This is a genomic window from Sphingobium sp. (genome assembly GCF_036170395.1).
Taxonomy (GTDB): domain Bacteria; phylum Pseudomonadota; class Alphaproteobacteria; order Sphingomonadales; family Sphingomonadaceae; genus Sphingobium.
This window is the reverse complement of record NZ_JAVHPD010000076.1, coordinates 25,112-42,608: the sequence shown is the minus strand read 5'-3', so window position 1 is coordinate 42,608 and position 17,497 is coordinate 25,112. Positions and strand designations below refer to the sequence as shown.

General features: G+C 65.8%; 17 protein-coding genes. 10 read left to right on the top strand and 7 right to left on the bottom strand.

The features are described 5' to 3' along the window. The 3 genes from apaG to V2B31_RS18910 all read left to right on the top strand — a co-directional run. Window positions 1-334, top strand: a 334-nt coding sequence (gene apaG, locus V2B31_RS18920) for a Co2+/Mg2+ efflux protein ApaG (RefSeq protein WP_328281584.1), incomplete at its 5' end; no start/stop codon positions are given. Further along, window positions 331-1,122 carry a LysR family transcriptional regulator gene (locus tag V2B31_RS18915; protein ID WP_328281582.1) on the top strand — a complete coding sequence of 264 codons (792 nt, stop codon included), beginning with the start codon at window positions 331-333 and terminating at the stop codon, window positions 1,120-1,122. The genes apaG and V2B31_RS18915, both read left to right, overlap by 4 nt. Further along, window positions 1,074-1,991 carry a hypothetical protein gene (locus tag V2B31_RS18910; RefSeq protein ID WP_328281580.1) on the top strand — a complete coding sequence of 306 codons (918 nt, stop codon included), beginning with the start codon at window positions 1,074-1,076 and terminating at the stop codon, window positions 1,989-1,991. Before V2B31_RS18915 ends, V2B31_RS18910 begins: the two co-directional genes overlap by 49 nt. Window positions 1,992-1,997: 6 nt before the next feature. Here the strand turns inward: V2B31_RS18910 and V2B31_RS18905 are convergent, their stop codons facing one another. Continuing rightward, window positions 1,998-3,281, bottom strand: a complete 1,284-nt coding sequence (locus V2B31_RS18905; RefSeq protein ID WP_328281578.1) for a serine hydrolase — start codon at window positions 3,279-3,281, stop codon at window positions 1,998-2,000. A gap of 160 nt (window positions 3,282-3,441) precedes the next feature. Beyond that, complete coding sequence (parE, locus tag V2B31_RS18900) at window positions 3,442-5,415, bottom strand: DNA topoisomerase IV subunit B (protein WP_328281576.1); 1,974 nt, start codon at window positions 5,413-5,415, stop codon at window positions 3,442-3,444. A gap of 163 nt (window positions 5,416-5,578) precedes the next feature. Between parE and V2B31_RS18895 the strand changes: the two genes are divergently transcribed. After that, window positions 5,579-6,433, top strand: coding sequence for an outer membrane protein (locus V2B31_RS18895; RefSeq protein ID WP_328281574.1), 855 nt, complete (start codon window positions 5,579-5,581; stop codon window positions 6,431-6,433). 68 nt (window positions 6,434-6,501) lie between these two features. Here V2B31_RS18895 and V2B31_RS18890 read toward each other — a convergent pair whose 3' ends face one another. Further along, on the bottom strand, window positions 6,502-7,194 hold the full coding sequence (locus V2B31_RS18890) for a GcrA family cell cycle regulator (protein WP_328281572.1): 693 nt from the start codon (window positions 7,192-7,194) through the stop codon (window positions 6,502-6,504). Between the two features lie 117 nt (window positions 7,195-7,311). On the opposite strand from V2B31_RS18890, the gene V2B31_RS18885 reads away from it, so the two are divergent. Then, window positions 7,312-8,181 (top strand): ABC transporter permease, encoded by an 870-nt coding sequence (locus tag V2B31_RS18885; protein WP_328281571.1) that lies wholly within the window; start codon window positions 7,312-7,314, stop codon window positions 8,179-8,181. A gap of 152 nt (window positions 8,182-8,333) precedes the next feature. Here V2B31_RS18885 and V2B31_RS18880 read toward each other — a convergent pair whose 3' ends face one another. Continuing rightward, window positions 8,334-8,456: a hypothetical protein gene (locus tag V2B31_RS18880; protein WP_328281570.1), complete on the bottom strand. Its 123-nt coding sequence runs from the start codon at window positions 8,454-8,456 to the stop codon at window positions 8,334-8,336. Continuing rightward, on the bottom strand, window positions 8,453-9,766 hold the full coding sequence (locus tag V2B31_RS18875; RefSeq protein WP_328281567.1) for a UDP-glucose dehydrogenase family protein: 1,314 nt from the start codon (window positions 9,764-9,766) through the stop codon (window positions 8,453-8,455). The genes V2B31_RS18880 and V2B31_RS18875 overlap by 4 nt, the downstream gene beginning before the upstream one ends. Window positions 9,767-9,924: 158 nt before the next feature. Between V2B31_RS18875 and wecB the strand changes: the two genes are divergently transcribed. Further along, entirely contained in the window at window positions 9,925-11,037 is a 1,113-nt protein-coding gene (gene wecB / locus V2B31_RS18870; protein WP_328281586.1) for a non-hydrolyzing UDP-N-acetylglucosamine 2-epimerase, read from the top strand. A 255-nt stretch (window positions 11,038-11,292) separates the two neighbouring features. On the opposite strand, the gene V2B31_RS18865 is transcribed toward wecB, so the two are convergent. Further along, on the bottom strand, window positions 11,293-11,457 hold the full coding sequence (locus V2B31_RS18865) for a hypothetical protein (protein WP_328281564.1): 165 nt from the start codon (window positions 11,455-11,457) through the stop codon (window positions 11,293-11,295). Between the two features lie 546 nt (window positions 11,458-12,003). On the opposite strand from V2B31_RS18865, the gene V2B31_RS18860 reads away from it, so the two are divergent. The 4 genes from V2B31_RS18860 (at window position 12,004) to V2B31_RS18845 (ending at window position 16,531) form a co-directional block, all read left to right on the top strand. Further along, window positions 12,004-12,240 (top strand): hypothetical protein, encoded by a 237-nt coding sequence (locus V2B31_RS18860; RefSeq protein ID WP_328281561.1) that lies wholly within the window; start codon window positions 12,004-12,006, stop codon window positions 12,238-12,240. 95 nt (window positions 12,241-12,335) lie between these two features. Beyond that, window positions 12,336-13,631: a UDP-N-acetyl-D-mannosamine dehydrogenase gene (gene wecC / locus V2B31_RS18855; protein ID WP_328281558.1), complete on the top strand. Its 1,296-nt coding sequence runs from the start codon at window positions 12,336-12,338 to the stop codon at window positions 13,629-13,631. A 99-nt stretch (window positions 13,632-13,730) separates the two neighbouring features. Next, on the top strand, window positions 13,731-14,426 hold the full coding sequence (locus tag V2B31_RS18850; protein WP_328281555.1) for a polysaccharide biosynthesis/export family protein: 696 nt from the start codon (window positions 13,731-13,733) through the stop codon (window positions 14,424-14,426). A 2-nt stretch (window positions 14,427-14,428) separates the two neighbouring features. Beyond that, window positions 14,429-16,531, top strand: coding sequence for a GumC family protein (locus V2B31_RS18845; protein ID WP_328281551.1), 2,103 nt, complete (start codon window positions 14,429-14,431; stop codon window positions 16,529-16,531). 373 nt (window positions 16,532-16,904) lie between these two features. Here the strand turns inward: V2B31_RS18845 and V2B31_RS18840 are convergent, their stop codons facing one another. Next, complete coding sequence (locus tag V2B31_RS18840) at window positions 16,905-17,459, bottom strand: hypothetical protein (protein ID WP_328281549.1); 555 nt, start codon at window positions 17,457-17,459, stop codon at window positions 16,905-16,907. Window positions 17,460-17,497 lie beyond the last annotated feature (38 nt).

The following is a 17,497-nucleotide window of genomic DNA, read 5'->3' as shown; positions in this document are numbered from 1 at the left end:
CCTGCCCGAACAGTCGGAGCCGGACCGGGGGCGCTGGTTCTGGGCCTATCATATCCGCATCGAAAATCGCGGCGACCAGCCGGTGCAGCTTCTGACCCGCCACTGGATCATTACTGACGGGCGCGGCGCGCAGCATCGGGTCGATGGCGATGGCGTGGTCGGCGAACAGCCGGTGGTGCAGCCAGGCAAGAGCTATGACTATGTCTCCGGCTGCCCGCTTGGCACGCCGACCGGCTCCATGAAGGGCAGCTATCGCATGATCGGCGTGGATGGCGACATGTTCGACGTCGCCATCCCGCATTTCGCACTGGTCGCTCCGGCGGTGGCCGAATGAAGCGGACTCATTTGCCGCTCAATGGCCTGCGCGTCCTCGATGCGGCCGCGCGGCACCTGTCCTTCACCCGTGCCGCCGACGAACTGGCGGTGACGCCGGCGGCGGTCGGACAGCAGATTCGCGCGCTGGAGGATATGCTGGGCGTCGTCCTGTTCCGCCGCACGCCCAAGGGGCTGGAACTGACGCCCGAGACCGAGGCGGGCCTTGATGCGCTGCGCGCCGGTTTCCTGGAGTTCGAGGAAGCGGTGCGCGCGATGCAGGCGGGCCAGTCGAGCAACGCGCTCACCATCGCCGCGCCGCGCGACATCACCGCCAAATGGCTCCAGCCGCGCCTCGCCGCCTATGCCGCGACCCAGCCTGACCTCAGTTTCCAACTGATCGCGGCGGACGAGGCGCTCGATTTCACCGAGGCCAATCTGGACCTTGCGCTGCGCCTGTCCGATGGGGCGGGCGAGCATGAAGGGGTAAAGATCGGCGAGGCCGCATATGTCACCGTAGAGGCGGCGGGGGGCGGCCCGGAACACCGCATCGACTGGCCCGGCTGCCCGGCGGGGGACGGGCCGGCGATCATCCGCGTCGCCGACGGCGGCCTTGCGATCGAGGCGGCGGCCAATGGCTTCGGCCGCGCCCGCGTGCCGCTGCTGCTGGCGCAGGCGGATATCGAGGCGGGGCGAGTGCGCCAGATCGGCGATGCCGATCCGACCAGCCAGGCCTATTGGCTGATCGCCCCGCTCCCCCAATGGCGGCAGAAAAAGGTCAAGACGCTGGTCGAGGCGCTGACGGGGTGAGGAGGCGACTGGCCCTCTTAGCGTTTTTCGCCTTCTCGGCCGCTCCAGTTGGGGCCAGCACCTATTTCGAGGTCGAGAAGGTCTGTCCTATCGATGGGGAGAAATTTTCGTTCCTCGAACTTGGCAGCATCTCACAGTGGGGCAGTTTGCCTGATGGAATGCCATTAGGGTCAGGCTACTTCCCGATCCAGCTCGCACAATGTCCGAAAAACGGCATGGTTCTTTATCGCGATTTTGATGCCCCAACGATTCAACGCTTGAAGCCCGTCATCAAAGGCGAGGCCTATCAGGCGTTATACGCTGCTGAAGAAACACGATATTTCCTAGCCTATCACATAGCGCGCGAGCTAGGAGATCCGGACGCGCCGTGGCTTTTGCTCAGCGCAACCTGGGAAGCAAAGAACGAGGAGCCTGCGGGAGCGCGCGCGCGCCGTTACGGGGAGGCGTTTGTCACGTTGGTCCAGTCCTTGCCTTTCGATCCGACGAGGCTGGATTCAATCGCTTTGCGTGCGCGTGCTTCAAACGCATTGCGGGAGCTTGGCCGATTCGAGGAGGCCGAAGCACTGCGTTCTGCCATCCATATCGCACCCGATGCGGGTGGGCAGGAACAAGAGGCTGAAGAGAACCGGCAGGGCTGGAAAAATTATCTGGCTCGCTTGGCTTTGCCTATCGCACGGCGCGAGCAATCTCGAGCACCGATCGACATGATTGGTAATCGGGAGGCGGCGGCGCGCTGCTTGTCGCACGAGACTGCTGAAAAGAGGAAAGATGAAACTTCGCCGCCGCTCACTGAACTTGAAGTGAGTTTTTGCAAGGCGTCTGACATTCAAAAGGAAATCGTTCGAATGCGCGCATTCAACGGCGAGTAAATGCCGTTAGTTTGCGATCAAATTTAGAGCCCGCGTCATCAGCGCTACGAACTTCCCTTCCTCCACTCGCGCCGCCGGGTTGTTCCAGACGCCGCTCACCGCATACCAGCGACGGTCCTGCCCTTGCGCCAGAAAGGTCATCGCCATCACCCCCGGCTCGCTGCCGCCCTTATAGCCCAGATAGCGCCAGCGCTTCGCGTCGGCGGACGCGATGCCGGGGTTGACCGAAAGGATCGGCAGCGCCTCGCCACCCTGCCGCCGCAGCCAGTCGAGCAGGCCGATCATGTCGCGCGGGGAGGCGAACCATTCGATGCTGTCGATCGCGACCGGCGTTTCGGCGACGCTGCCGACATCGATCCTGTCCGCGCCGAGTCGCGCCGCAGCCTCCCGCAACAGAGCGCGCCGCTCCGCCGCCGACGCGGCCTCGTAACGCCGCCGCAGATCGGCATTGCCCGGCATCTTGAGCGCGAAGGCTTCGGCGGTGCCGAGAAGGGGTAGCGCCTTGCCCGCTTCGGCATGGCCGGTCGCTGGCAGCATCGCCTCGACCTTTTCCCGACCCAATATGCGCAGCAGCGTGTCGGCCGCGCTATTGTCGCTCTCCGCGATCATGGCGGTGGCGAGGCTGTGCAGCGTCATCGGCGCGCCGTCGGGCCACTGCATCAGCCGCCCGGAAAAGCTCTTGGGGCCGAGCGCCGCGACATCGCTCCAGCGCCGCTCGCCCGCCGCGGTCGCGCGCGTCAGTTCGGCGAGCAGATAGAGTTTGAAGCTGGAGCCGGTCGCCATCTGCGCGTCGGCGTCGCGCGCGTGCAGCAGGCGCGGCGGGCCATCCTCCAGCACCGCGACGGCGAGAGCGGTCCGGCCGGGGAGAGCGGCGATCTCCGCCATCACCCGGTCCATGCTGTCCCGCGCCACTTTCGCCCCCACGATATGCAGGCCGACGACGCGGTTGGGCGCTTGCGGCGCGACGACCAGGGTGAAGCCCACGGTCGCCCGCTCATAGCGTATTTCGACCTGTCCCGCTGTCTCGCTCGTTCGGCTGACCGCGCCCAGCGCCACCGGCGCGCCGTGCTGCGTCCGCAGATCGGCCGCGATGGCTCGCCAGCGATCGACGGGCACGGCTTCGAGGAAGAGGGGGGAGAAGAAATCGGCCTCGTCGCCGGGGGCGGTGAGGATGCGGACGAGTTGAGCAGCGCGCGCCTGATAGGCGGGGGAGGGGGCGGCGTGAGCGCTGGGAAGGAGCGCGGCAAGGAGAATCGCAAGGCCAGCGAGGATGCGCGGGGCCATCACCATGCGTGACCTAAAAGCCCCTCCCCTTCAGGGGAGGGGTAGGGGGTGGGGCGTTGCCTCATAGAGCGATGCTTGGGGCGATACCCCACCCCAACCCTTCGGCGGCGGCACGTGACGCCGCCGAACCTGAAGGGGAGGGGCTTGAGGAGAGGAACCGCATCTCTCATGCGTCGATCGCTTCCTCATCCACCGCCGCCGCATTCTCCTGAATGAACGCGAACCGATGCGCCGGGTTTGTGCCCATCAGCCGGTCGACCAGCTCGCGCACCTGCTGCCGGTCCTCGACATCGTCGGGCAAAGTGATGCGGATCAGGCTGCGGGTTTTGGGGTCCATGGTGGTTTCGCGCAGCTGCATCGGGTTCATTTCGCCCAGCCCCTTGAAACGGCTGATGTCGACTTTCTTCCCCTTGAACTCGGTGCGGAGCAGTTCCTCGCGATGCGCGTCATCCTTGGCGTAGAGGCTCTTGCCGCCCGCCACCAGCCGATAGAGCGGCGGCTGCGCCAGATAGAGATGGCCCCGCCGCACCAGCTCGGGCATTTCCTGAAAGAAGAAGGTCATCAGCAATGTCGCGATATGCGCGCCGTCCACGTCCGCGTCGGTCATGATGACGATGCGTTCGTAGCGCAGATTGTCGGGGTTGCAGTCCTTGCGCGTGCCGCAGCCCAGCGCCAGGATCATGTCGGCAATTTCCTGATTGGCCAGGATCTTGGCAGTATTGGCGGATGCGACGTTCAAAATCTTGCCGCGCAGGGGCAGGATCGCCTGCGTCTTGCGGTCGCGCGCCTGCTTGGCGGAGCCGCCGGCGCTGTCGCCCTCGACCAGAAAGATTTCAGCGCCTTCCGGGTCGTCGTTGGAACAGTCCGTCAGCTTGCCGGGCAGGCGCAGCTTGCGGCTGTTGGTCGCAGTCTTGCGCTTGACCTCCTTTTCCTGCTTGCGGCGAAGGCGCTCGTCCATGCGGTCGATCACATAGGCGAGCAGCGCCTTGCCCCGGTCCATATGGTCGGTGAGATAATGGTCGAAATGGTCGCGCACGGCGTTTTCGACCAGCCGCGCGGCATCGGGCGACGTGAGCCGGTCCTTGGTCTGGCTCTGGAACTGCGGATCGCGGATGAAGACCGACAGCATGATCTCCGACGACGTCATGATGTCGTCGGCGGTGATGTCCTTCCCTTTCTTCTGCCCCACCAGTTCTGCAAAGGCACGGATGCCCTTCACCAGCGCCGCGCGCAGGCCGGCTTCATGCGTACCGCCGTCGGGCGTCGGGATGGTGTTGCAATACCAACTGTAGGAACCGTCCGACCAGAGCGGCCAGGCGACCGCCCATTCGACCCGACCGGCGGCGCCCGGAAAATCCTGATTGCCCGAAAAAAAGACGCTGGTCGCGCATTCCCGATCGCCGACCTGTTCCTTGAGGTGATCGGCAAGGCCGCCGGGAAACTGGAACACCGCTTCGGCCGGCGTGTCGTCGCTGATGAGGTCCGGCGCGCATTTCCAGCGGATTTCGACGCCCGCGAACAGATAGGCCTTGGATCGGGCGAGGCGGTAGAGGCGCGCGGGCTTGAACTTCTGCTCGCCGAAAATCTCGACATCGGGGACGAAGCTCACCAGCGTGCCCCGCCGGTTGGGCGCTGCGCCCACCTTCGCCAGATCGCCCTGCGGCAGGCCGCGCGAAAAGCTCTGGCGGAACAGTTCCTTGTTGCGCGCGACCTCGACCACCGTCTCGGTCGATAGCGCGTTCACCACCGAAATGCCCACGCCATGCAGCCCGCCCGACGTGGCATAGGCCTTCCCCTCGAACTTGCCGCCCGAATGGAGCGTCGTCAGGATCACCTCCAGCGCGGACTTGCCAGGGAATTTGGGGTGCGGATCGACCGGAATGCCGCGCCCGTTGTCGGTGACGGTCAGCTTGTTCCCCGGTTCCAGCGTCACCTCGATCCGGGTGGCATGGCCCGCCACCGCCTCGTCCATGCTGTTGTCCAGCACTTCGCTCGCCAGATGGTGCAGCGCGCGCTCGTCGGTGCCGCCGATATACATGCCCGGCCGCCGGCGCACCGGCTCCAGCCCTTCGAGCACTTCGATGGCGGAGGCGTCATATTGGGGCTGGGCGGCATTGGCGGCGAACAGGTCTTCGGACATGGGATCAGCTATAAGCGGGCGCGTGACGCGCGCAAGCGTTGCGCAGGCGCAACAGCAGCCATCAAAAGTTACAATCGCCTGTGAAACAAATTTCGCGCCGGGATCGTTAGCGCCGGGTGAGATGGGGAGCAGCGTCCCCGTCGCAGGCGAGGAGTGACATTATATGAAAATTTCCGCAATTGCGCCGCTCGGCGCCACCCTGGCGCTCGTCCTGGCGACCCCGGCTCTAGCGCAGGATGATGGCGCGACGGCCGATTGGACCGGCCCCTATATCGGTGGTACGCTGGGCTATAACTGGCAGCCCAACAGCACCGCTAACGTCGCTGAACAGGTGTTCTTCGATACCAATGGCGACGGCCAATATGGTGATATCGTTCGCACGCCCGCTGGCGGCAACGCCTTTTCGCCCGGCTTCTGCGATGGCAAGCGCAGCAGCGCGACCACCTGCTCGCGGGGCGACCGCGACGGCAAGGCGGCGTGGTCCGGCATGCTCGGTTACGACATGCAGATGGGCAATTTTGTAATCGGCGCGGTGGTAGAGGGCGGCCAGTCCTATGGCAGCAACTATGTGACGGGCTTCAGCACCACGCCAGCCAGCTACACGCTGGTCCGTCGCCTCGACTGGGAAGCGGCTGGCCGTCTGCGCGCTGGCGTCGCGTTCAACCGCACGCTGATCTATGGCACTGGCGGCGTCGCCTATGGCAAGTTCAAGAACAGCTTCCTGACGACGAACACGGCCAATACGTTCACCGAGAACAACCGGACCGAAGATGATTGGGGCTACACTTTTGGTGGCGGCATCGAGCATAAGGTCAGCGACAATTTCTCGATCGGCGTTCTCTATCGCTACACCCGCTTCAACCCGAACGACTATACGGTGACGGTGACGCGCGGCAGCGCCCCGGCGACCAACCCGTTCGTCAATCCGGCGACGACCTCGGGCCAGACGGTCATCAGCCGCAGCAACGAGCAATATACGACGCAGAGCGTCCGCGCGACCGCCTCGTTCCGCTTCTGATCGCCGCATCTCAACGCAAAAGGGCCGCCCCGCCGGGCGGCCCTTTCCTTTTGTCCCGTGCGCGGGGTTCAGCGAACGCGCGGCCCGCCGAAGGGCAGGGGCGGGGGCGGGCGGCGGGTGCCACGCGGGAGCTGCGCCTGATAGGCGCGCCCGCAATGTTCGACGCAATAAGGGAAGCCGGGGTTCACCGCTTCGCCGCAGAAATGGAAATCCGGCTCGCCCGGATGCCCCATCGGCCATTTGCAGATACGCTCGGTAAGATCGAGCAGGCTGGTCTTGTCGGCGATCTCCGGGCTGGGCTTGGCCGGCACCAGCCGGCGCGGCGGCGCGGGCGGGATCGGAGCCTGCTGATCGCCCGGTCCCTGGCGCAGGAAGCCGCCGGGGCCGACCGAGATGATGCGCGGCTGTGGCGCGGGAGCGGGCGCGTCCTCGGCGGCCGGCTGAGCGGCGACCGGCGCGGCCGGGGCAGCGGGCGCGGCCGGGCGAGGTGCGGCAGGCGCGGGCTGTGCCGGCGCGACCGGCGCGGCTGCGCGGGGCGCTTCCGGCTCGGGCGCGGCCTTGCGCGGTGCGGGCGCTGCGCTCTTCTTGACCGGCTCATTGGCCTTCACCGGCGACGGGCGCGATTGCAGCCCCAGGCGATGGGCCTTGCCGATCACCGCATTACGGCTGACCCCGCCCAGTTCGTCGGCAATCTGGCTGGCGGTCAAGCCGCGTTCCCACATCGCCTTGAGCTGGTCGATACGCTCGTCGGTCCAGGACAATGAAAAACTCCTCACAAATTCGCTTGTGCTTCCTATATGGGAAAGCGACCGCGCAGGTTCAAATCCTTGGACCCACCCCCTTGCAGCACAACGAACCAGCCGATAGTCGATCCGCCCATGAACGACCAGCCCCAAATTGCCCGCGATGTGGCGACTTCCACGCCCTTGCCGCCGTTCGCCGAGCCGGGCGTGCCGCAGATTCGCAACATCAACTGGCCGGGCACCTGGGCGCTCTACCAGAAGGAAGTGCGCCGCTTCATGAAGGTGCAGCTCCAGACCGTCTGGGCGCCGGCGATCACGACCTTGATGTTCCTCATCATCTTCATCGTGGCGCTGGGCGGCAGCGGCCGGACGGTCAGCCTGAACGGGGAGGCGGTGCCCTTCGCCGATTTCATCGCGCCCGGCCTTATCATCATGGGGATGATTAATGCCTGCTTCGCCAATGCCAGCTTCTCGCTGATGGTGGGGAAGGTGCAGGGGACGTTGATCGATTATCTGATGCCGCCGATTTCGGTCGGCGAACTGCTGTTCGCGCTGGCGGCCTCCTCGGTCACGCGCGCGGTGTTCGTCGGCTTTGCGCTCTGGCTGGCGATGGTCGCCTGGCCGGGCGTGCATGTGACGCCGGCGCATCTCTGGGCGGTCATCTGGTTCGGCCTGCTCGGCACCAGCTTCATCGCGTTTCTGGGCGTGCTGACGTCGATCTGGGCGGAAAAATTCGATCATGGCGCGGCCATCACCAATTTCGTGATCGGCCCGCTGGCGCTGCTGTCCGGCACCTTCTATTCGATCGACCGGCTGCCGCCCTTCTTCCAGGGAGTCAGCCACGCCAACCCCTTCTTCTACATCATCTCGGGCTTCCGCTACGGCTTTGTCGCGGCGGCCGACACCAATGTGGTGGTGGGGAGCAGCGTCCTGCTGGCGCTTAATTTGATCTTCGGCGCGCTCTGCTATGCGCTGCTCAAGCGCGGCTGGAAGATCAAGGCATAAGCGCCGGCGAGGCGACCTAAAAGCCCCTCCCCTTCAGGGGAGGGGTTGGGGTGGGGCATCTCATGACCAAGCATAGCTATCCGGATAGCCCCCACCCTCGGCCCCTCCCCTGAAGGGGAGGGGGGAACCGCTCGGTGCTGCTTGTATAAGCCTCAGATAAACGCCGCAAAAAGCGGCACGATGAGGCCCATCAGGAACAAAGTCCCCGCCGCGATCAGCCAGTGATGCCAGCGGGGGAGGGCGTCGCCGCCCTCCTGCGCCCAGGGCCGGATCAATTGCCTTGTCCGCCCACGCGCGACACGGCGAAGCCCGCCGCCGACGCTTCCTCGACCGGATAGATGTTGCGCAGATCGACCAGCACCGGCTGGTTCATCACGCCAGCCAGGCGTTTCAGGTCCAGCGCCCGGAAAATGTCCCACTCGGTCACCAGCACCAGCACGTCCGCGCCCTGCGCCGCCTCATAGGCGTCCTTCGCCATGCTGACATTGGGCATCATCGGCGCGGCGACATGCGCGCCCTCGGGATCATAGGCGACGACCTTCGCGCCCGCATCCTCCAGCGCCTGCACGATGGCAAGGCTCGGCGCGTCGCGCATGTCGTCGGTATTGGGCTTGAAGGTGAGGCCGAGCAGCGCCACCGTCTTGCCGCGCGCATCGCCGCCCAGCGCCTTCACGATCTTGCGGCCCATCGCGCGCTTGCGCAGGTCGTTGACCTGCACCACCGTTTCCACGATGCGGATCGGCGTGTCATAATCCTGCCCCGTCTTGACCAGCGCCAGCGTATCCTTGGGGAAGCACGAGCCGCCATAGCCCGGCCCGGCATGGAGAAATTTCGACCCGATCCGGTTGTCGAGGCCGATGCCGCGCGACACGTCCTGCACTTCCGCGCCGACCGCCTCGCACAGGTCGGCCATCTCGTTGATGAAGGTGATCTTGGTCGCAAGGAAGGCGTTGGCGGCATATTTGATGAGTTCGGCCGTCCGCCGTCCGGTGAACATGACGGGCGCCTGGTTGAGGTTCAGCGGGCGATAGATTTGCCGCATCACCGCGATGGCGCGCTCGTCGCCGGTGGTGCCCACGACCACGCGGTCGGGCCGCTTGAAATCGCCGATCGCCGCGCCCTCGCGCAGAAATTCGGGGTTGGACACGACCTGAATGTCGAGGTCGGGCTTCAGCTCGCGCGCGATCCGCTCGACCTCGTCGCCGGTGCCGACGGGGACGGTCGATTTGGTGACGATGACGGCGGGCGCATCCAGCGCCTCCACGATCTCCTTCGCGGCGGCATAGACATAGGAGAGGTCGGCATGGCCATCGCCCCGGCGCGACGGCGTGCCGACCGCGATGAAGATCGCGTCCGCGCCTTTCACCCCGGCAGGCAGATCGGTAGTGAAGGTCAGCCGGCCGGCAGCGGCGTTGGTGGCGACCAGCTGATCGAGACCCGGCTCGAAGATCGGCATGGTGCCCGCCTCGATCGCCGCGATCTTGCCCGCATCCTTGTCGACGCACACCACGTCATGGCCGAAGTCCGCAAAACAGGCCCCGGACACCAGGCCGACATAGCCGGTGCCGATCATCGTGATCTTCATAAAATCCGTATCGCCCCTGAAAGGATGTTTGGGTTGCCGGCCTCTAGCATAGCGGCAGGCCGTTGCAAAAGGCCGTGCAGACTATCCTCCGTTCAGCCGATGGTTACGATTATCTGCCACAGCGGCGGCAGACGGGACGGCATGAACGAAGGATGATGATGAAGGTTGCGCTGGTGTTCGGGACGCGGCCCGAAGCGATCAAGATGTTCCCGGTGGTCCACGCCCTGCGCGCGCGGGCGGGGATAGACACGCGCGTTATCGTGACGGCACAGCATCGCGGGCTGCTTGATCAGGTGCTGGAGATCGCCGGGATCGTGCCGGACATCGACCTCGACGTCATGGTCCCCAACCAGACGCTCGACGGGCTGACCGCCAAGCTGATCGTGGAATTGGGCAAGGCGTTCGACGCCGAGAAGCCCGACCGCATCCTCGTCCATGGCGATACGCTCACGACCATGGTGGCGAGCCTTGCGGCCTATTATCGCAAGATTCCGGTCGGCCATGTCGAGGCGGGGCTGCGGAGCGGCGACATTCACCACCCTTGGCCGGAGGAGGTGAACCGCCGGGTCGTCGCCTGCATCGCCGACATGAATTTCGCGCCCACGCAGGCTGCCGCCGATGCGCTGCTCAGCGAGAATCGCGATCCGGCGAGCATCCACATCACCGGCAACACCGTGATCGACGCGCTGCTGGCGACGCGCGACCGGGTGCTGGCCGATCCGGCGCTGGCAAGCGGGCTTGATGACCTCGCCGCGCGCTTCGCGGGCAAGCGGATCGTCGCGGTCACCAGCCACAGGCGGGAAAATTTCGGCGGCGGCATGGAAGCGATCGCCCGCTCCATCGCCGACATCGCCGCGCGCCCCGATGTAGCGGTGATCTTCCCCGTCCACCCCAACCCCAATGTCCGCCCGGTGATGGACGCGGTGCTGGGCGGCCTCCCCAACGTCGCGATGATCGAGCCGCTCGACTATCCGCATTTCGTGCGGTTGCTGGATATGTGCCACTTGGTCCTCACCGACAGCGGCGGCGTGCAGGAGGAAGCCCCCTCGCTCGGCAAGCCGGTGCTGGTGATGCGCGAGACGACCGAGCGGCCCGAGGGCGTTGCGGCGGGCACGGCGAAACTGGTCGGCACCGACCGCGCGCTGATCGTCCGCGAGACGCTGGCGCTGCTGGATGATGAGGAGGCGTATGAGGCGATGGCGCGGGCGCATAATCCGTTCGGGGACGGGCAGGCGGCGGAGAGGATCGCGGGGGTGATTGCCGGGGGGTGAGCAAGCGATCAATCGCGGACTTGTTCCCCCTCCCGCAGGCGGGAGGGGTTGATCGGAGGCACGTGACTCCGATCAAGGGGTGGGTTGGCGCGACCTCTCCCTGCTGCCCACCCCGCTGCGACTAAATTCACTCCGCTCATTAAGTCTCGCCGCCCCTCCCGCGAGCGGGAGGGGAATATCAAGGAACGGCCATTTTGCTGCCCACAAACATTTTTCGCTTTCCCAAAAGTTGTCACTGAACCAAGCTATTGAGCATTATATACCTACAGAATGGTGATGGTGTTTGATGGGGATAGTCTTTTTACTATTGGCTGCTTCTGTCGAGCCGGTGCCGCCCACCAACGCCTTGTTCGAATACAAAAAGTGCCTGATGGGCAGCAGATTGGATGAAGCACCACCCGGATCGCCTGTTGAATCCATGGCGGCCGCGATAACAAGGTGCGCGACGCTACGAGAGGCTGCGATTGCACTTCTACATGCCAGCGCACCGAAAGATGGAGAAGCACGAAACGGGGCAGAATTGGATCTTGTACAGGAAGAAATATGTTTGATCTGGGCGGGAGCCCGCGGGCGCTTCACCATAGCACTTCACAACGACAGATGGGTGTCTAACCGTTATTGCCCGTAAGGTTAGATTTCAGGGAATTCTGCCACAAAACGCGCCTGTCAACTGCCCACCCTTCCGTCATGCCAGCGAAGGCTGGCATCTCTCTTCTTCTGGCGCGGCGCGGAGAAGCGAAGGGAGAACCCGGCGTTGAGTCTCAGTCGCGCCTCGGATCGCCGACATCATTCCACGCGCATAATAAACGCGACGCACCGGCCACAAGCTGCTAATGCCCGCCCATCGCCGCGAAATTCCGCCCGCAAGCCTTCGCCCCGACCGAGAGACCATCGCGCTCCCGCTTGCCAAGCAAGGAGCGTCCCCATGTCCCTTACAGTCCATTTCCGCGCCACCGGTTCACGCGCATGAGCCGTGCGATCAACCTCAGCGCGTCGGTCGCCGATGTCGAGGCGCTGTGCGCCAAGCATGATGTCGCCATCTCGGTCATCGAAAATCTGTCGTCCGGCGGCACCCGCGTCGTCCTCCTCAACCCCGATGGCGCGGATCGCATCCGGTCGCTGATGAAGGCGAAGATCATCACGACCCCGGTCGTTCGCTCGCCGCTGCACATGGCGCGCCAGCCCCAACCGCGTTACCGATAGAAGCCAGACCGGCGGTTTCGTCGGCGAACATTACCGAAATCTTCAGCATTTCCGGGCAGAAGATCGGCCGAAATATCGGCGATCGAGGATCATCCATGCCCGTAGATTCCAAGCAGAAGGTTTCCGTCATCGGCCTGGGCTATATCGGCCTGCCGACCGCTGCGCTGATCGCACGCGGGGGCGCGCAGGTGGTGGGCGTGGATGTGTCCGCCCATGTGGTCGAAACGGTCAATTCGGGCCGCGTCCATATCGAGGAAGTCGATCTCGACGGCCTCGTCCAGGGCGTCGTCGCGCGCGGCAATCTGCGCGCGAGCCTTGAGGTCGAGGAAAGCGACGTCTTCATCATCGCCGTGCCCACCCCGGTGGCGGAGGACCGCGCGCCCGACATCAGCTACGTCCTCAAAGCCGCCCGCACGGTCGCCCCGGTGCTGAAGGCTAGCGACACCGTGATCCTCGAATCCACCTCGCCCGTCGGCACGACCGAAGCGATGCGCGACCTGTTCGCGGAGCTGCGCCCGGACCTCAAGATGCCGGGTAAAGGGCTTCAGGGCGACATCGCCATCGCCTATTGCCCCGAGCGAGTCCTGCCCGGCCGCATCCTCGTGGAACTGATCGACAATGACCGCTGCATCGGCGGCATCACCCCCCGCTGCGCGCGCAAGGCGCTGGGCTTCTATCGCCAGTTCGTGCGCGGCGCGTGCATCACCACCACCGCGCGCGCGGCCGAGATGGTGAAGCTCGTTGAAAACAGCTTCCGCGACGTCAACATCGCCTTCGCCAACGAGCTGTCGGTGATCGCCGAGAATATGGACATCGACGTGTGGGAGGTGATCCGCCTCGCCAACCGGCATCCGCGCGTCAATATCCTCAATCCCGGTCCCGGCGTCGGCGGCCACTGCATCGCGGTCGACCCCTGGTTCATCGTCCATGGCGATCCGCAAAACGCCCGCATCATCCGCACCGCGCGCGAGGTGAATGACGGCAAGACCGACCATGTCGTCGCCAAGGCCTCCGACCTGATCGACGAATGCGCGCAAGAGAACGTCGCCTGCCTGGGCCTCGCCTTCAAGGCGAATATCGACGATTTCCGCGAAAGCCCGGCAGTGAAGGTCGCCGCGCGCCTCGCCCGCCGCTACGGCCGCCGCGTCAAGCTGGTCGAACCCTATGCCCAGGCGCTGCCGATGGAGTTCGCCGGCACCGGCGCGGAGCTGATCGATCTCGATACGGCTCTGGAACAATGCGGCGTGTTCGTCATTCTTGTCGATCATGACATGTTCAAATCGGTTCCCGTCGACGAGCGCGCCGGCAAGGCGGTCTATGACACGCGGGGAATCTGGCCGGATCAGCCGCGCCGCACGGTCGAACCCGCGCCGGGCCGCATCGCCGTCTGATCCGCGCGGCGCTTCGGCCCGTCCCGCTTCCGGTTGCCATGGGCCTGCCGCGCCGCTAACCGCCTGCCTTGTCGGGGTGGTGACGAGGCAGGAGCGCGGATGAGGCAGAGAGACGGCATCATCGCGCTTGGCTGCGGGGCGCTCCTGCTCGCGGGCTGCGCCACCGTGCCTGACGCGGCGAAGGGGGAGGAAGCCTATGCGCTCGTCCCGCCAGCGTCGGCGGTCGACGTCGATTATCGCATCGCGCCCGACGATGTGCTGCGTATCCAGGTCTATCACGAACCCGGCCTGAGCCTGGAGGACGCGCAGGTGACCGCCGCCGGCATGGTGCGGATGCCCTTGATCGGCGATGTCTCCGTCGCCGGCCTCACCTCGGGCGAGGCGGCGGACGTGATCGCCGGCCGGCTGGGCGAGCGCTATCTCGTCAACCCGCAGGTCACGCTTTTCGTCAAGAAAGCCGTCGGCCGCCGCATCATGCTGGACGGCGAAGTGCGCGAGCCCGGCCTCTACCCGGTCGAGGGTCGCCTGTCCCTGCTTCAGGCGGTCGCGCTGGCGAAGGGGCCGACCCGGCTCGCGGGCCTGAACCAGGTGGTAGTCGTCCGCCAGATCGAGGGGCAGAGACAGGCGGCGATGTTCGACCTTGCCGCCATCCGCCGGGGCAAAGCGCCCGATCCCGAAATATTGCCCGGCGACCAGGTCATCGTCGGCCTCTCGCAGGCGAAAGCGATCCTCGGCGGCGCGCTGCTCGCTATGCCCGCGCTCGCCGCCGGCTTCATCGCGCTGGACGGGCGATGAGCATGGACATGACGCCCACCCCGATCCGCGACGAGAATGATGGCCGCTCCTATGGCTGGAACACCCGCCTTGCCGACCGGCTGCGCCATTATGGCGCGGTGCTGCGCCGCCATCGCGTGATTCTGTTCGTCACCATGGCGCTCTGCCTGCTCGCGGGCGCGCTCACCATTCTCCTCTCCACCCCCGATTATCGCGCGACCGCCTCGGTCGAGGTCGAGGATGTGCCCGCCGGCGCGGCAGGCTCCGGCGCGGCCCAGCGCGTGACCGCGCCCGCCGACACCGAAGCGCTGATGCAGACCGAGCTGGAGGTTCTCCGCAGCCGCGCCCTCGCCGAAGATGTCGCGCGCGATCTGGCTCTGGTCGGCACGCCCACCTTCTTCCAGGGCATGGACGAGCCCCGCCCGACCGAGGGCAAGGGCAGCCTCTCGCAACGCCAGGTCGAGCAGGACCGGGTCGTCCAGCTGCTGCGCGATCATCTGGAGGTGGACCTTCCCGGTAAGTCGCGCGTCCTGCGTATCAGCTTCGTCAGCGCCGACCCGGTGCTCTCTGCCCGCGTCGCCAACAGCTATGCCGACAGCCTGATCCGCGCGGACCTGAAACGCGGCTTCGAATCGGGCGTGCAGGCGCGCCGCTTCCTCCTGGGCGAGCTGGACGGCGCGCGCCGCGACCTCGCCCGCGCCGAGCGCGACCTCGCCGTCTATGCTGCCCGCAACGGCGCGCCCGAACAGACGGCGAAGGACAAGCCCGCGCTTGAAGGCGCGACCGCCGCCCGCCTCGCGCAACTCAACGGCTTCCGCGCGCAGGCGGTGGCCGAACGGATTTCCGCGCAGAAGCGCTGGGAAAGCGCCCGCCGCGCCAGCCCCGACACGCTGCCCGAAGTGCTGGGCAACGGCGCGATGCAGCAGATCATGGCCGACCGCGCCCAGGCCCGCGCCGCCATCGCCGAGGAACGCCAGTTCCGCAAGGACGCCCACCCCGAAATGCGCGAGGCGCGCGCGAAGCTGATCGCGCTGGACGAGCAGGCCAACGCCATGGCCGGCACCATCCGCAACAGCTTGCGCGAACAATATGAGGTCGCCCGGCGCGGCGAGGAGCAGATCGCGCGCGAGATCGCCGAACTGGAGCAGCAGGCGCGGGTGGAGCAGAGCCGCGACGTGCAGATGGGCATCATGGAACGCTCGGTCGACACCTACCGGATGCTGCATGACAGCCTGCTCCAGCGCTATCGCGACATGGCCTCGCAGGCGGGGTTCCAGGCCGGCCGCATCCAGCCGCTCGACCGCGCCGCTGTTCCGACCCGACCCTTCTCGCCCAAGGTCGGGGAAACATTGCTGTTCGCCGCTTTGAGCGGGCTGGCGCTCGGCCTGCTGCTGGTCGGCGCGCGCCATATGTTCGATGACGCCGTAACCTCCGCCGATACGCTGGCGGAGCGGGTGGGGCTGCCGCTGCTCGGCGCGGTGCCGGTGACGGGTGACAATCCGCAGCCGCCGGAGGTCTTCGCGCCGATCGCCTCGTCGCTGCTGCTCGCCTCGGCCGGCGGCCTGCCGCGCTCGATCCTCGTCACCAGCGCGCAGGAGGGGGAGGGCAAGTCGCTGACCTTGAACGCCCTGTCGCTCGCGCTCGCGCGGCTTGGCAAGCGGGTGCTGGTGATCGACGCCGACATGCGCCGCCCGGTCCAGCACCGCCTCTTCCGCCTGACCCCCGCCGGCGGCATCAGCGAATTGCTGACGGGCCAAGCGGACCTTGCCGACGTGGTGGTGGACACGGGCGTCCCGAACCTCTCGCTCCTCCCCTGCGGCGCGGTGCCGCCCAACCCGGCCGAACTGCTCGCCACCCCGGCTTTCGACGCGCTGCTCGGCGACCTGCGCGACCGCTACGACACGGTACTGATCGACGCGCCGCCGATCCTGGGCCTCACCGACACGATGCTCCTCGCCGCTAAGGCGCAGGTCAGCGTACTGGTGGTCGAATGGGGCCGCAATCATCATGGCGGTCTGCGCGTGGCGGCGGAACGCTTGCGTCGCGCAGGTGGGGCCGTGGTTGGCGCGATCCTCACCAAGCAGCAAGGCCGCGCGCTGGACTATGACTATCATCGCGGGGGGTAGGAGCGGAGGCCGGCCCGACGTCGCGCCGGACCCGATCCGGGGTCTCGCTGCCGTGGTGCTGGGGTTCCGCTCGGTGAGCTAGAAGCGGATCAGTCGTACCACAAGCAGCAGAAGTATGATGTCAGAGGCCAAAACAAACATATTCCCCCTCCCGCAGGCGGGAGGGGGCTAGGGGGTGGGCAGGGCGGCCGCGCAGCAGCCCACCCCGCTGCGACTACCGCGCTGCGCGCGCAAGTCTCGCTACCCCTCCCGCGGGCGGGAGGGGAGGGTCCGTCAACGACCAGTCTGTGCTGTTCCGCCAGATTTTCCTCATCTTCAAAACCAGCCACTCATTCAGATGGCCCGTCGGGCGCCGCATGACGAAATCTGATGGTTAGCTGTCGTTGCCCAAAGCCCGATTAAAAGCCGTGCGAGCGGTGTCGGTGTCGAAGGGGGCCGCCTTCAATTCAGGAAATGTCCTGGCCTTACGAGCCACTTCGTTCAGTCGGGCGGCGGTCGCTCCAGCGCGCCAACATGCCACGATTGCCTCATCGTTCGTAGGCGGCACATCGTGGCCTGTAAAGCCGGTGTAAAAAGCCCCAAACACGCGATCTCGCGCGGCAAGATAGCCGATAGTCGGTTCAAGACTTTCGACGGTGTCGTCAAGGCGCAGCGCGTCAGCTTCTGCGCCCATTCTGCGAAGCCAAACCCGTGCGAGCATCAATGCCTCGTCAACGCGCTTATCGCTGCTGGAGATCACCTCGACCGAGGCGTCGCCCCCTTCGTCCCAGATTGTGACCCAATCACTATCCACATCAATTGAGTGTGGCCGACCGTCCGCGAGCCGAACAATCGCTTCACCGCCGACGGGAACCTCGAACTGGTCGCATTGTAGCTCAACAAACACCGTCAGGGGCTTTTTGCCCTTGTTGCGTATGGGTATCCGCATCGCGCTTTTCCATGCCTATGAAGCCGAACGTTTCACGG